Annotated in this window: 12 protein-coding genes; 1 reads left to right on the plus strand and 11 read right to left on the minus strand. The window is 54.9% G+C overall.

The window, feature by feature from the left end:
* On the plus strand, window positions 1-1,257 hold the full coding sequence (locus tag HUN04_17345) for an MFS transporter (GenBank protein WDP91368.1): 1,257 nt from the start codon (window positions 1-3) through the stop codon (window positions 1,255-1,257).
* Between the two features lie 15 nt (window positions 1,258-1,272).
* Here HUN04_17345 and HUN04_17350 read toward each other — a convergent pair whose 3' ends face one another.
* The 11 genes from HUN04_17350 to HUN04_17400 form a co-directional block, all read right to left on the minus strand.
* On the minus strand, window positions 1,273-2,379 hold the full coding sequence (locus HUN04_17350; GenBank protein WDP91369.1) for a carbohydrate kinase family protein: 1,107 nt from the start codon (window positions 2,377-2,379) through the stop codon (window positions 1,273-1,275).
* A 30-nt stretch (window positions 2,380-2,409) separates the two neighbouring features.
* On the minus strand, window positions 2,410-3,765 hold the full coding sequence (locus tag HUN04_17355) for a phosphomannomutase/phosphoglucomutase (protein ID WDP91370.1): 1,356 nt from the start codon (window positions 3,763-3,765) through the stop codon (window positions 2,410-2,412).
* 211 nt (window positions 3,766-3,976) lie between these two features.
* Window positions 3,977-6,598: a response regulator gene (locus HUN04_17360; GenBank protein WDP91371.1), complete on the minus strand. Its 2,622-nt coding sequence runs from the start codon at window positions 6,596-6,598 to the stop codon at window positions 3,977-3,979.
* Window positions 6,599-6,601: 3 nt separating this feature from the next.
* A complete protein-coding gene (locus HUN04_17365; protein ID WDP91372.1) occupies window positions 6,602-6,916 on the minus strand; it encodes a hypothetical protein in 315 nt (104 codons plus the stop codon).
* A gap of 177 nt (window positions 6,917-7,093) precedes the next feature.
* A complete protein-coding gene (locus HUN04_17370; protein WDP91373.1) occupies window positions 7,094-8,119 on the minus strand; it encodes an NAD-binding protein in 1,026 nt (341 codons plus the stop codon).
* Window positions 8,120-8,136: 17 nt separating this feature from the next.
* Window positions 8,137-8,916, minus strand: coding sequence for an enoyl-CoA hydratase/isomerase family protein (locus HUN04_17375; GenBank protein ID WDP91374.1), 780 nt, complete (start codon window positions 8,914-8,916; stop codon window positions 8,137-8,139).
* Window positions 8,917-9,304: 388 nt separating this feature from the next.
* Window positions 9,305-10,333 (minus strand): hypothetical protein, encoded by a 1,029-nt coding sequence (locus tag HUN04_17380; GenBank protein WDP91375.1) that lies wholly within the window; start codon window positions 10,331-10,333, stop codon window positions 9,305-9,307.
* 196 nt (window positions 10,334-10,529) lie between these two features.
* Window positions 10,530-12,269, minus strand: coding sequence for a polyamine aminopropyltransferase (locus tag HUN04_17385; protein WDP91376.1), 1,740 nt, complete (start codon window positions 12,267-12,269; stop codon window positions 10,530-10,532).
* Complete coding sequence (locus HUN04_17390) at window positions 12,259-13,149, minus strand: DUF350 domain-containing protein (GenBank protein WDP91377.1); 891 nt, start codon at window positions 13,147-13,149, stop codon at window positions 12,259-12,261. The genes HUN04_17385 and HUN04_17390 overlap by 11 nt, the downstream gene beginning before the upstream one ends.
* Before the next feature lie 28 nt (window positions 13,150-13,177).
* A complete protein-coding gene (locus tag HUN04_17395; GenBank protein ID WDP91378.1) occupies window positions 13,178-14,809 on the minus strand; it encodes a hypothetical protein in 1,632 nt (543 codons plus the stop codon).
* Window positions 14,790-15,443: a DUF4178 domain-containing protein gene (locus HUN04_17400; GenBank protein WDP91379.1), complete on the minus strand. Its 654-nt coding sequence runs from the start codon at window positions 15,441-15,443 to the stop codon at window positions 14,790-14,792. The genes HUN04_17395 and HUN04_17400 overlap by 20 nt, the downstream gene beginning before the upstream one ends.
* Window positions 15,444-15,448 lie beyond the last annotated feature (5 nt).

A 15,448-nucleotide genomic window follows, 5' to 3' on the forward strand; every position in this document is an offset into this window, starting at 1 on the left:
ATGGATCTTTTTTATGCCATAAAAGAACCCATTTCCCAGGCGGCAGCCAAAATCCTGGGCCGGGGCCACAGAATTATCCCTTCTGCCCATAAGGGCATATTCGTCACCCTGTTCTTTATCATATTTGCCACGGTCACCGGGGTGGGCATCGTGGTGCCCCTGCTGCCCCTCTACGCCCACGACCTGGGGGCAGCCGGCATCTATGTGGCCATGATTTTCGGCGCCTTTTCCATTTCCAGAACCTTTCTGCTGCCGGTGTTCGGCAGGATATCCGACCGGAAGGGGCGCAAGCCCTTTATCATGGCCGGGCTGGTGACCTATGCCCTGGTCTCCCTGGCCTTTGTCAGGTCGACCACCGTGGAGGGGCTGATTTTCATCCGGTTCATCCAGGGGGCCGGCTCCGCCATGATCATGCCCGTGGTCCAGGCCTATGTGGGGGAGATCACCCCGGAAGGCACCGAGGGGTGGTCCATGGGGCTGTTCAACCTTTCCATGTTTTTGAGCCTCTCCCTGGGGCCCTTTATCGGCGGGACGGTCCTGGACCTCTGGTCCATGGACGGGGCCTTTTACTGCATGACAGGGCTTTCCCTTGCCGGGCTGGTGCTCTGCCTGGTGTTCCTGCCCCCCCTATCCCAGGAAAAGATCCGCATGGGCCGCCACCGGGAACCGGTCCCCTTTGCCATGCTGGTCCGGGACCGGGAACTGGGCGGGCTGGTGGCGTTCAGGTATGCCTACACGGCATGTATCGGTATAATCTGGTGTTTTATGCCCCTGTATGCGGGCACGGCATTTGGATTTTCAGGATCCCGGATCGGCCTGCTGGTCATGGTGGGGGTCTTTGTTTCCGGGGTGCTGCAGCTGCCCATGGGATATGTGGCAGACCGGTTTGATAAAAAGAGCATGGTGGTTTTGGGCGGGGGGCTTTCCGCCGTTGGGATACTCTGTCCCTTCTGGGCCGCCTCATTCAACCATCTGCTGGCCTCTGTGTTTGTCTTCGGCCTGGGGGGCGGCATCGCCATGCCGGCGATTTCGGCCATGGCCGTGGTCAAGGGGGATGAAAAAAAGGCCATGGGATCGGTGATGTCCGTGATGACCGTAGCCCATTCCCTGGGCATGTTCACCGGCTCCATCCTGGCCGGTCTGTCCATGGATTTTTTCAGCCTTGCCTATGCCTTCCCCTGCGGGTCTGCCATTATGATCCTGGGAACCCTTGTGTTTCCGGTATTGTACCGTTCCCCGTCCGGGAGAATTGGCTGACTGACGGGACGTTCGCTAGAGGCTGTCCAGAAAACCGGCCTTGGCATCCTGGAGCGTAAAGATGTCCACCCCCTTTTTATCTGCAAAAGAGAGCTCTTTTTTAAAGGCGTTTAGCCGGGCCGGGGTGGGGCAGTTTGATGCCGCCCCAAAATCCGAGCAGGCATAGTTTGCCCAGGCCTGCCCCTCCAGAATAGCCTGGGCAAAATCCTCAAGCTGAAAACCGGTATGCCTGCAGAGCCGTGAAGCCACCCCCGACAAAAATGCATCCCCGGCCCCGGTGGAGTCCACAAGTCCGTCCACCGGATGGCCCTTTGCCCGGATAATTTTCTTTTCCCTGCTGAAAATACCCAGCGCCCCCATCTCCTCCATGGTGATGATCGTATCTATATTGTTGTCCATCAGCCATTCCACCATTCCGGACAATGATAACTCCAGGCCGCCGGCGGAGAAAAAATAGGTGAGTTCGGACAGGTTCAGCTGAAAAATATCGGTTTTACGTAAAAAGGGTTCCCAGTATGAAACACCCAGGCTGAGCTGGCTGTGGCCGAGGTTGGCGAAGATCAGGCTTTTACCGGCAAATTTTTCAATCAGATATCTGGTGGTTTTTCCCGGGTCCGAGGGCGTCCTGTCCGGATCGTCTGAATGGATATGCCCTATGAGCACAGCCCCCACCGGACAGCGTGCCTTGTTTATCAGGGATAGATTTTTAAGCAGGTGGTCCTGGAAGCCGGTTTCGGTTTCGTTTTTTTCCGAAAAAACCGTACGGGTTTTGTTTTTATCTATGACAATGGTAGATATCTTTGTTTTGACATTTTTCATGAAAAATGAATCGGAGTTGACCAGGGAGGGGGCGAGTCTGCAGTCATGCTTTTCCAGCTGACTTAAAATCCCTTCCTTTATCCTTTCCCCAAGCAGGTCTTTTCCAACGGGCAGCACAGGCAGCACTTCAAACCCGGCGGCCGCCAGCCTCAAAGAGTAGTTCACCCCGCTGCCGCCGATAAGGTTATGGTATTTTGCCAAATATTTTTTGTTGGATTCAAATTCACAATCCAGGTTGATGACAAATTCCCCGTTGCCGCTTCCCACGACCAATATGGCAGGGGCCGCTCCTTTTTTATTCATACAAGGCCTTTCTGGATATCCATGGAAAAACTAGGCTCTTATGATGTTTAGAATTTCATCGGTTTTTTCCAACATAAGATCCTTGGTTGAGGCCTCCAGGTTCAGCCGCAACAGGGGTTCGGTATTGGACGCCCTGACATTGAACCAGAAGTCTTTGAATTCCACGGTAATACCGTCCAGCCAGAATATGTCCCCCTCTTTGTATAACTCGGAGATCTGTTTGATTTTAGCCGCTTTGTCTTCTACGATGGAGTTTATTTCTCCTGAATGGTGGTATTTCCTCAGGGGCCGGACAATTTCGGAAAGCGTCGTGTTGGAAGCAGAAATAAATTCCAGAAGTTTCAACACCACGATCATGGGCATCTCAAAGACACCGGCTTCATTGCTGAAAAAGAAATGCCCGGAAGATTCCCCGGCAAAGACGGCATTTTCCTCAATGGCCCTTTTTTTGATCAATGTGTGTCCCACCCTTGTCACGGAGGGCACCCCGCCGGCTTCTTCGATCATGTCCCTTGTGATCCGTCCCGGCCTGATGTCATAGCAGATGGTTGCGCCGGGATGCTCCCGGAGCATTATTTTTGACATGATCCCCCTTAAAATGGCCGGCTCAACCAAGTCCCCCTTATCATCAATAAAGAAAATCCTGTCCCCGTCGCCATCGGTGGCAATCCCCAGATCCGCCTTTTCCTGGACGACTTTTGATTTCAGGTCTTTTAAATTTTCTTCCTTAAAGGGATCTGCCTCATGGGCGGGAAAGGTTCCGTCCAGGTCAAAATTCATTGGGATCAGTTCGCAGGGCAGCTGCTTGAAGAGTTCGGAAAGGTAAGGGGCGCCCATGGCGTTTGCCGCATCCGCAACCACTTTCATTGGCCTGATGGCCTTGGGGTTACACTTTTCCAAGGCGAAATCCACCTCTTTTCCCAGCACAGTGTTTTCACTGAGAACCCGTCCGGTCGTTTGGGCCTTACGGAAGGTGTTGGTATCAATTTTTTCCTTAACAAGGCCTATCCCATTGTCGAATCCCACCGGCCGGGCTTTATGCCTGACGAATTTAACCCCGTTGTATTCCTTTGGATTATGGGATGCAGACACCTGAAGGCCGCCGTCGACATTTAAAATGGAAACCCCGTAAAAAAAGGTGGGGGAACTGGCCAAACCGATATCAATGACGTTCACCCCCTGTTCGGTCACCCCCTTGATCAGGTGCTGTGCCAGTGAGGGGGAGGATATCCTCATGTCCTGTCCGACAACGATGGTCACTTCCTCTTTCCCGGTTTCCTCAATCAGCATATCTGAGAATGCCTTGCCGATTTTATAAATCAGGTCTTCATTCAGGTCCTCAGGATAAATTCCCCGAACATCATATGCTTTGAAAATATTGGCCATAATAAAAATTTTATCCTATGAATTTTTTGTATTTGTCAATTTCAATGCGCTGCCGCCCAAAATCATCTTTGGTGATTATAAACATGATATGCTTCTTTTTAATTAGCGCATTTTAAGATTAAGCGCTGAGCCGTGTCAAATCAAATGTTGTTTCTTGCGTTTTGCTCACACTGATGCAGGGTGCTGCGGGCCGTTGGTGGGGATATGGGGGTTAGGCGCCTTTTTTGATTTCATCGGGGATGTAATTGAGATAAATGGGGTCATCGGCATCCATGAACAGGTCCAGAAGATCGGGATCCAGGGATTTTCCCCGTTCTTCCGCCATGATGGCCACGGCCTTTTCCAGGGGCATGGCCCGGCGGTAGGGGCGGTGGGAGGTGATGGCGTCCCAGCAGTCGGCAATGGCGGCGATCCTGGCTTCCAGGGGAATTGTTTTTCCCCTGGTGCCGTTGGGGTACCCTCTGCCGTCCCAGCGTTCGTGGTGGCAATAGGCGATGTTCACGGCAACCGGGGCGATCTGCAGCCGGGACAGAATATTTTTCCCGATGACAGGATGGGTTTTGATATGGTCCAATTCCTTTTCCGTGAGCCGCCCGGGTTTGTTCAGGACCTCGTCCCGGATGCCGATTTTCCCCACGTCGTGGACAATGGCGCCCATATATATATCGTGGACCCTGGCCCTGGACAGGCCCAGCCGCAGGGCCAGATCCCTGGCATAGTTGGCTACCCGCTCCACATGGCCGCCGGTATAGGTGTCCTTTGATTCTATGGTGGATGCCAATACCATGAGAAATACCTCCAATTGTTCCCGTTTGGTTTTTTCCCGCTCCAGTGAATGGAGGGAAATCACATTCTTTACCCGGGCCTGCAGCTCCAGGTGGTGAAAGGGTTTGGTCAGAAAATCGTCCGCCCCCAACTGGAGGCTTTTAATCCGGTCTTCGGGTTCGGACAGGGCCGTGATGATGATGACCGGGGTGGACGTGGTCCGTTTCCTGGACCGGATATTTTTAAGAAGGGTGAGTCCGTCCATTTTGGGCATCATCACGTCGGATATGACCAGGTCCGGCAGGACTTGGTTGATGGTGCGCCAGGCCAGTTCTCCGTCCCCGGCCAGATAAAGGGTGTAGCCCTTGAGGGCACCGGCCAGAAATTCAAGAATGCCGGGGTTGTCCTCAGCAATCACAATGGTGCCGGCGGGGTCCTGGACCTCAATCTTGGTGATCCGGTCCTTGATGTTTTTGCCGGCCTCTATGAGGCTGATCTGGACCAGGTCCCCGGCATCCACCCGGACCAGGTCCGCCGCCCGCCGCCGCCGCTTGCGCCGGTCGGGATGGTCAATGGGAACATCCTTTACCCGGCGGTCTTTCCGGCGCCGTTCCGTCACGGCCTCGGGTTCTTTTTTCTCCAGGTCCCGGGGCAGGGACAGGCTGAAACAGGTCCATTGATTTTCCAGGGAATCCACCTCAATGGTGCCGTACATCCGTTCAACGGATTCTTTGACAATGGCCAAGCCAAGTCCGGTACCCTCGTACGTCCGTGTGATGGAGGAATCCCCCTGCTGGAAACGGTTGAAGATGGTTGCCATGACCTCCGGTGAGATGCCCGCTCCCGTATCTTTTACGCTGATGGTAATATGTTTTTTTGTATGGGAGAGGGTCACGGAAATCTCTCCGTGTTCCGTGAATTTATATGCATTTCGGATGAGATTGTTCAGAATATCCTTGAGCTTTTCCCTGTCCAGAAATACCTTTCCCATCTCTTCTGCCGGGGGATAGTAGTTTAGCTCAAGGTTTTTGGCCTCAATCAGCCCCCTGAAGCTGGATACGATGTTGAATATGCATTTGTCCACGTTGACCGGGGTCAGGTAAAGGGGCTCCTTGCCGGCATCGAATTTCGATATTTTCAAAAGGGCGTTGATTTTCTGGGTCAGCGAAAGGGTCTGTACCTTAATCTTGCCGATGATTTCTTTCTGGTTCTCAGGGACAGGGCCGGCCTGGCCCCCCTTCATATAGTCGGTCCATCCGCGGATCAGGGTCAGGGGGGTGCGCAGCTCATGGGTGATATTGGCAATGAAATTCTTTTTGACGCTGGCGGCCTGTTCCAGGTCCTGCACCGACTGCCTGAGCTGCCGGGTTTGGCGGGCAACCCGTTTTTCCAGGGTTAGATTGAGGATGATGAAATGGCAGAAGATAAAGATAAAAATGGAAAAAGAGATGAAAAAGACCCCGATGGGATAAAGGTCCACCCCCATCCATTCCACAAGGGCCGGGTAATTCAGCAGGTAATCGGTACCGGAGAGGGAAAAGACCAGGGTGGCCATTAAAAAGTATTTCACCCGTATCCGGTTTATGGGTTCTATTTCCCGTTTATATACCCGGGCCAGGGACAGGGAGACCCGGACCAGCAGCCAGACCGCAGTGACGAGATAGACCGGATGAAGGATGCCGGCCTCGGGATAAAATCCGAACCAGTAAATATAGGGGCCCCGGATAAAGAGGTCCGTGGTCCAGAGGGCCGCCAGAAATCCGGTGTTGATAATGTAGAGGACCGGTTTGTCCCAGGGGGATTCGTGGAGGTACCGGTTCAGGGCTTCATAGCAGATAAGGGGGAGGAAGATGATGCCCGAATAACCTATTCTGCAGACCAGGTCGGCCTGTTCAATATCCGAGCATAAAAAGAGAAATGCCCAGGAAATCTGCCAGTAGACGGTGAGGGCGCAGAGTTTGAAAATACTGTTCCGTAGCTTATCCCGGGATAAGTAATAGGCGGTCAGGGCCAGGCCCATGGAAAGCGCCGCTGCAAAAAGCGGCAGAAGTGCACTGAGATAGGGCATGGGTTAGACCTTGAGTTCCTGGTGAAAATTCAGAGGAACCGGAAAGGACTCCGGTATCCGAACCGACTCCCCCCGGCTGCGGACCCCACTGAATCCCGCCTCTGCCTGGTTTTGCCGCCGGGGGGCACAAACCGTTTTTACGGAGTTGAATCCGGAAGGCGTGGGGTCAGGCGGGAAGGGGGCAGCGGGGATGGTGTGGCCAAACCTTGGAAACCCGCCGGTGGTGGATATCTTTTTGATGATGCCGGTACAGGAATCCGGCATGGCATTGATGTTTTTTTCTACCCGGGGGGCCCTGTCCTTTTGTGACTTCGTCATTTTCGCACCGCACTCCATAGAAAGATCTGGTCAGCAAATTCCGTTTCAGCCAGCAGGTGTCTATTCCCTCGTAAACTATGTATTAAACAGAATTGATCTAAAAGTAAAGTTCTAGAATAAATTTACTTAAAATTAAGAAATTTACAATGAGCGGGGATGTGGGAAGGCGGCCCTGAACTAACCGGGCCATTCCAGGTTGACAGGCCGTTTTTCAGCCATGAGCCAGATACCGCACCCGGCTTCCACCGGTTCAGCCGCCGGCGGATTGACCATGATGCTGCCGTCGCCAAGGCAGAGGGCAAAGCTCAGGTAGCCGTATCTTTCTTTGAGATAATTATGCAGGCCCCACCAGGTCTGGCCGGGCCCGATACCGGAAACGCTTACATAGTAGATTTCCTCGCCCTCATCGTTTTTCAGCAGAATCTGCAGGGGAAGGTGAACCTTGTCCTGCATGGCCTGGACCATCATTTCAGCGGTCATCTGCATGATGACCTCGAATTTGCCCGGCACAGATGAAAAGGTTTCCAGGCTCTGGCTGGAGAGACAGCGCACCGTAATTCCGCAGGCGTCGGATTTGAGTTTCAGGGCGTTGATCAAGGCGAAAAGGCTGGATTCGTCGTTGCCGGTGTGGATAACGATCTGGTCCGCCTGGGAGACATTGGCCCGGTTCAGGGCGGCAATGGTATCTGGCCGGCCCTTGACGAAAAAGAAGTTGGGTTCTTCGGACATGGGGTGGCGGGGCAGATCCGCCAGCAGGACAATGTCCTGGCTGGAATAGCTTTCATCCTCCCGGATCTGCTGGGCCAGGTATTCGGTTTCTTCGGTGTGGCCGACCAGAAGGAGGTGGCCGGAGCCGGTATAGGGTTTTTCCCCGTGCATTTTTCTGTCTCTCCTTTCAATCAGGCAGGATGCCACATGGGTGATGAATGCCGCCCCCAGTCCGATGCCCATGAACATGGGAAGGATGACGGCAATGAGTTTGCCGGCCTGGGTGGCCGGATAAATGTCGCCATAGCCCACGGTGGTGGAGGTGACGATACTCCACCACAGGGCCTGGTCCAGGTGGGTCAAAGCGGTGCCTTCGGGTTCCACCAGGGCGATAAGGACACTGGACAATAAGAGCAGGGCCATATAGGCACTGACCAGCACCATGCCCCGGTATTTGAACCCGGCACGCAGCAGGGTTTTAATCATATGAAACACGAGCATATCCCTGGGACTTATTTCTCCTTCCACTGGGGTGTCCGCTTTTCGAAGAATGCGGTAACCCCCTCCTTGGCATCCTCGGTGGTGCACAGCCTTGCAAAGGCTTCGTTCATATAGGCGAACTGCTTATCGTAGGCCATGTCTTCGGAGCCGTAAAAGGCGGTTTTGGCAATGCGTACGGCAATGGGGCTTTTCATGGCCAGTTCCTTGGCCCACTCATAGGCGGCGGCCTCAAGCTCTTCCATTGGGACAACGCGGTTTGCCAGGCCCAGGTCCAGGGCCTCCTGGGCGTTAATGAGGTTGCCGTAAAGCAGCAGTTCCAGGGCTTTTTTCCGTCCCACACACCGGGCCACGGGAATCACCGGCCCCACGCAGTTCAGCCCCACATTGATGGCAGTGAGTCCCATTTTGACATTATCCGCGGCAATGACCAGGTCCGATGCAGCGGCCAGGCCCATGCCGTTGGCTGCGGCCGCGCCATGGACCTGGGCAATCACCGGGGTGCGCAGCCGGGAGATGCCCACCAGGGGGGCCTCCATCTTTTCGATCCATTCCCTGTATTCGTTGGCGGTTTTTCCTTCCAGTTCGTTGACATCAATGCCGGCGCAGAAGGCTCGGCCCGTCCCTTTCAAAAGGATCACCCGGACACCGGGGTCATGGTCCAATTCTTCAAGGGCCCGTTTCAATTCCGCAGCCATCCGGCTGGAGAAGGTGTTCATCTGCTCCGGACGGTTTAAGGTCACAATACCCACATAGTCTTCGGTTTTTTCCAAAACAACGGTTTCGTATGCCATGGCAGCCTCCCTAAATTAAGGTGAAAATGGTGTCTTTTCTGCAACCTGGCCCAACACTAACAGGTTGGGGAGACAAAAAAAAGAGGTAAAATAATACCGCTTCACAATAAGGTGTCGGGATATTTTTGTTTCTTCTTCCGGATACCGATGGGGGGCAATGCCTCCCCTGTCGCAACCCACTGTCGGGCAAGCGGGAATCCCTCCCCGCCGGAAGGCTTAATATCCCCGGTCATTTTTTAATTGTTCAGGATTTTAGGCTTCTGTCTGTTTGCGCATCGGCTTGACGGCCCTGGCAGCAGGTGAAAAGGCCGGCTGAGACACTGGGAATGAGATAGGTAGAATTTTTCATGTACACCGGGGGAGAGGACGGAAAAGGCCGGTTTGGTTCTTATACCCGCCCGTCGATCCTCCCGGGCCTGAACATGGAGAGCCGGTTTACGTTGAGTTCGCCCAGGGTGATTTTCAAGCCCTGGCTGGTTTCCCGGGCCAGTCGGAACCAGTTTTCGATTTCGGATTTCAGGTCTTCCTCCCCCACCTTTTTGCTGCCGTTTTCCCCGGAGATATTGTGGTCCATCTCTCCGGAATTGATGAATGTCCATGCGTTCCCGGATTTTGAGACCACCCCGGTATGGCCCTTGTTCCGCATGGAAAAGGAAAGCACCTGTCCCTCCTGTAATTTATTTTCCATCTCAGCCATGAGGGCTTCGGCCTGGGTCTGGGGATTGCTGACCCTGAATATGGTTTTTTTGAATACGGAGCGGCCGGATTCAGAGACCAGGCCTTCGCCGTTGAGGTAGTGGTTTTCAGGCAGGCCCTTGGCCCGGGCCTGGTTCACCAGATGCCGTCCCAGGCCGTTTTCTCCCCGGTATTGGACCCCCAGTTCCTTGAGGCCGCCCACCACCAGTTCGTAACAGTCCATTGCGTCGTAATCCCGGCCGATGAAGCTTTTCACGGCTTTTGACAATTGGGCGCCGGTGTTGTTTTCGGCGAATTCCGGCAGATGGGCGTTTTCATTTCTCGTCCAGGCGGCCGGCTGGTTGGGCGATGCCTTTTTGGCCATATAGGTGTCCAGTTCCTTTCCCCAGAGCAGTTCTTTGGTGGCCGGGTCAAACATGATCCGGGTGCCGGGCCGTATTTTATGGAAGGCCTTATCCGCGTTTACTTTATCGTAGATGATATTCCAGCATTTGGATTTCAGCGGGGTTTTATAGAGGAGCTGGGAAATGGTTGGTGTTTCCCGGGTGATGGTGCCGATTTCAACGGGGGCGGATTCTGCCTGACTGCCATTCCGGGCCCCGTTCATTTGGGTGAGGGTATCCTCCAGCAGGGTGCTGAAGCCCGGTCCGCTCTTTTTCATCGGCAGTTCCGGAGCGGCCGCAGCCCGGAGTGCGCTCATATCGCTGGTCTGGATTTTCATATCATCCTCCCGGATCCTGTTGGTATCTGGCTTAAGATTTCCATGGATCAATTAAGCATAATCGGTGCCAGAGGGATAATATATTTTGAAAGCCCTTTGAATCAAGGACCTTGGGGCGGGCATGGCGGCTAACGGGCTCGGAGCCGTCATTTATATGACGGCGTTACCGGCATCAGGGCCGGGTTTTATGACAGCCTTACTCCAGCTGCCAGGATTCGTGGTTGTACAGGGTGAGCAGCACCGGGAAGAGCAGGGTGTTGATCTCTTTGGTCTGGGTTTCCAGCATCCCTTTGCCGAAGATGGTCTGGCTGCGGAATACCTCCGGGGTCAGGTATTGGGTGGGGACAGTGAACCTGATGGTTGCTATCTCCCCGGCCATTTTTTTGTCGTCCCTGTCCGGCCGGGTGCCCAGATACCACCCCCAGTCTCCGAAGGAGGGGACGTTTTCGTGGTAGGGGGTGACGGCAAACCCGGCCGCTTCAAGGGTGCGGCCGATACACAGAAAGCTCTCCTTGGCCAAATAGGGGGAGGTGGACTGTACCGACATCACGCCGTTGTGCGCCAGGTGCCGTTTGATTTTAAGGTAGAATTCCCTGGAATAGAGTTTGGTCAGTTCCGGGGAAGAGGGGTCGGGCATGTCCACAATGACCACATCCCATACACCGTCAACCTGTTCAAGGAATTTATCCGCATCCAGGTTCATCACCCTGACCTCGGCCAGGTGAACCGGTGCCGGCTTTTGTCCTGCCCGCCTTTTGTCCGGGCCTGAGGCATAGATCTGGCGGGCCGGGCCCGGGGTGACACCCGCCCCCTCCAGCCGGGTCACCCGTGCATCGGAAAAGGCGTTCCGGTTCATCCGGGTGAGCAGGGGGTGGGTGGCGGCCAGCGTTGTCATGGCCGGATCCAGGTCCACCAGGGTCACCTCTTTCACATCTTTGTATTTAAGCACCTCCCTGAGGGCGGCCCCGTCTCCCCCGCCCAGGATCAGCACCCGATTCCGGGAAGCGGACAGGGTCATGGGCGGATGGACCAGGGATTCGTGGTATCTGGCCTCGTCAATGGAGCAGAGCTGGAGGTTGCCGTTGAGAAAGAGGCGGGTTTCGTCCAGGGGCTTATAATGGGTGATGACGATGTGCTGATACTGGCTGGTCTTGGAGTAGACAATGGGATCGTCGTAAAGGGGCTGCTCGTTCTTCACCTGCCAGTCTCTGTTATTCATGTACCCGTAAACCACGGCGCAGAAGGTGGCGGCCATGGCCAGGGCCATGCATAGGTTTTTGGGGATCAGTTTTTTTTGGGTAAAATAGACAAAGGTGGCCAGGGCCAGGAAAAAATTCATCCCGGCTGTGAGGAATGCCCCCTCGGTGATGGGAAAGAACCTGAGCAGCAGAAACACATAGATCAGGGCCCCGGCCAGGCTGCCGATGTAGTCGGCGGAAAGGATATTGCCCAGGTTGGTGGACAATTCCCTGGAAAAATCGTTGTTGATCCGGATGATCACCGGGATTTCAAGGCCGATGAGAATGCCGATCAGAGAGACGAATAAATAAAGTACCAGACTGTAGTGGGCCGTATACCCGTAGGAAAGGTAGGTGAGGCTGGGGGAAAAGCCCCCGGCCAGTGCCAGTGAAATCTCAATGGCGATGAAAGCCTGGATGAGCCGCCGTTTGGGGATCTGGGCCTGGATCAGGCTGCCGAAGCCCATCCAGAACATCATCAGCCCGATAACCATGGCCCATTGTTCAAAGGCGTTGCCCAGGATCATGGAGGCCAGGCTGGCCTGGATATATTCAAGTATGATGCCGCAGGCCCCGGATGCGAACATGCAGGCACAGAGCAGGGCCGAGGCAAAGTTGAATTTCGGTGCAGGGGCCGTCCGCACCCCGCCGCCGGTTTCAGGGGGCAGCGGGGCGGACGGTGTGGGATCAGATGGCATAGGCAATGATCACGGCAACGGCGATGATGGCACTTTCCACCACCACCAGGGCGGCCACATTCTGGTCGGTCTTGATTTCAGTGGCCAGGTTGGTGGTGGGCAGAAGCACCCGGTCCACCAGGCTTCTGAATCCTAAAAGCAGGACCATGCCGAAGACGGTGTACAGGGCAAATCCCCCCAGGTCGCTGGCCCATCCGGTAAAGGGGCCGGCGAGGCACGACATGAGAATGATGCCCATGGCAATGAGAATGCCCCCCAGGCCGATGCCGGCGGCCAGGTTGTTCTTTTTGATCTCATCCCGGACATTAAAGGGGGTGACCAGTTCATAGAGCAGGCCGAAAACCAGGAGGACGATCTGGCCAAGAACGAAAAAGATGATGGCGGAGAACAGGGACTGGAAAAAGGTGCCCCCGCCCCCGGAAAGGCTGCCGTTGAGGATAAACCCCGTGGCCATGTACATCCCCGCCTCCACCATGCCCAGGGCCGTATTGCCGGAGACGGTGCGGCCGTCGGGCAGGGAAAATTCCCTGATGCATTCGGCGTCGTTGTCCATATGGCCCATCATGATTAAATCGTTGATGAACCTGGAGGAAAAAAGGAGGCCGATGATGAGCAGGCCGTCCACCAGCAGGTGGAAGATATCCAGCCAGAATCCGGAACTGCCGCCGGAAAGGGCGCCTGCCATGGCAATGGCCAGGCCCAGATAAAGGCCGGCCCGGCGGAGGCCTACGGCCACGTTGCCGTCGTCTATGTGGCGGTCGTCGTCAAAGTCTTTTGTCCGCCAGTCGTCCAGCCGTTTGGCCAGGAAGATGAACAGAATCCCCACCAGGGCAAAGCAGGTTCCCTGAACCAGGTTGATGAATGTGTCGGTGATGGTCATTATTATATCTCCCTAAAAGTATAGTGTCCTATTTGCCTTTACCCTTGGGGCCGCCGCCCCGCAGTGATGCGCCGCGCACCGATGCCGGCCCGGATTTGAATCCCCCGGTCCGGGCAAAGGTGGTGTTCTGGTACCGGGGCGTTTTTTTGATTTTGGTTCCCCGGGTGCCGAAGATGGGTTTGCCGGATTTGTTTTTGCCGTAGTAGGGCTTTTTATAGCGGTAGCCCGTGTGCCACCGGTTCCAACTGCCGTAGTGGTAGTAATAGGGCGGGAAAAAGAAGAGATTGGAAAAAAAGGCGTACCGGCCGTACCAGGACCAGAAGTTTTCCCCGTTTTCATCCTTTTTCCACTCCCCGTAGGCGGGATTCCCCACATAGGCCATGCCCGGGGGGGCGGCCTGGGTATCCGGTTCAAACTCCCCGTATGGTTTGGAGAGGACGGCCATGCCGAGGTTGTCCAGGTTCTGGTCGAAAAAAGAAGGGTTGACCTTGACCCAGTCGGTTTCAGCGGTTTCCCCGTTGCTTTCCTGGACGTACTTATGGAAGTATTCGGCGTCGGCCTTTTCAATCCAGAAACTGGCCGCGTTATGGTTCATGTGGCCGGGCCAGTTTTCCGTCGGGTTGATGTTCAGGGCGGTCCAGGCGTTGCCGATGTGGTTTTTCAGGGACACCCGGCCGTATACCGGGATGAGTTCTGCGATATTCTCCAGATTGGATTCTGTCAGGGTCTGGAAGACGGCAGGGGTGACCTGGCGCCTGAAGGTGGCGAACCCCGGCCGGTAATTGTCGGAATTTTCATTCCATGATTCCCGCTTCACCGTGACGTAATAGTCCACCTTCATGTCCTGGAGCACCTTGGTGTAGCTTTGGTAAAGCTGATCCAGGTCCTCTTTCATTTTGGGAACCAGGGTGTCCAGGTCCTTGCGGTCTTTTTCAATGCCGTCGGCACTGTCGATGAACGCCGCGTAGTCCACGGGTTTGGCGGCAGTGAAATTCTGGTATTCTTTTTCCAGGGTGTCCAGGCGGGCCCGGGTGTTGCTCTGGATTTTTGAAAAGGGGGCGAACCGGTGGTCTATTTTTGACAGGTTGTCCGGGAATTTTTTCCTGGCTTCGGCCACGGGGCCTTCATCCAGTGTCTTTATTTTTTCCAGGATTGACCTGCCGGCATCTCCGCCACTGACATAAAAAGACTGGGGGCCGTCCATGGCGGCACGGATCCGGTCCATGCGGGCAAAGGGGCTGTCAGCCTGGTCTTTGGCCTCCTGGAGCACCTTGTTGATCCGGTTGATCTGCACCCTGGCCTGGACCTCGCCCTGGGGATCATTTTTTTTCATAATGGGGGCAAGTTCGCTGTCAAACAGCCCCCTGGCCCGTGACAGAATTACTTTGGCCCGGCCAAACCCGCCGGCCCAGTTCTCTTTGGCCGCATACCCGGCCATGGGCTTGAAGTCTGCAGACGAAACCAGACGGTCGAATTTTTCTTTCTGGGTCTGGATAAATTTCTCAGTGGTTTTCAGTCGCTTTTCAACAGCCTTGCTGTCTTCTTTGACGGCGTCGGACATGCCGCCCCCGCATCCGGCCAGGGTCAGAAGGAGCAGAACCGCCGCCAAAAGGGCTGCCAGTTCCGCCCTTTTGCCGTTTCTATGGGGTAGTGGTCTCATTCACGGGTCCTCCTTTGGCAATGATGGTGATATCCCCGGGGATAATGGGTTTGGACACGTAGATCCGGTATTCTTCCTTTGACGACCCTTTCCACTCCTCAATGGTGATGGAAAGGGTGCCGGACTCGTCCTCGAATTCGTACATGTGAACCTGCTCTTCTTTGCCGCCCCGTCTGTACACGGCGGCCCAGTCGTCTTCATAGTAAAATTTCTCACCGGCATAGACAACGGCGTCTTCGTCATCCACGATCTGGTCCAGGTCGTCCTCGTCAATGGTCTGCCCTTCTTCATCGGTGAGCCGCCGGAAGTTGATCCGGTCCAGGGTCACCGATATTTCCAGTTCGTCATCATATTCCCATTCGAAATGGCCGGTGGCGCCGGTGGTCAGACTGAGACAGGTCAGTTCCGTCATGGTGTAATCCTGGGGGACGGCAAAGTCTTCGGACATTTCCTGGTAGATGTTTTTTTCCATTACATAGTAGGTGTCGCCCAGGTAGGTGAAAAAAGTTCCTTCTTCCGCGTCCATGAGGGTGAGGGCGGATGCCTCCGCCTCGGTGACAAGCCTGTCCGCATCCAGGGTCCGGACCAGGGAAAAGCGCTTGTCAAAGGATTTTTGGTCGGCCGCATTGATCATAAATC

It is taken from the genome of Desulfobacter sp. (assembly GCA_028768525.1).
Lineage (GTDB): Bacteria > Desulfobacterota > Desulfobacteria > Desulfobacterales > Desulfobacteraceae > Desulfobacter.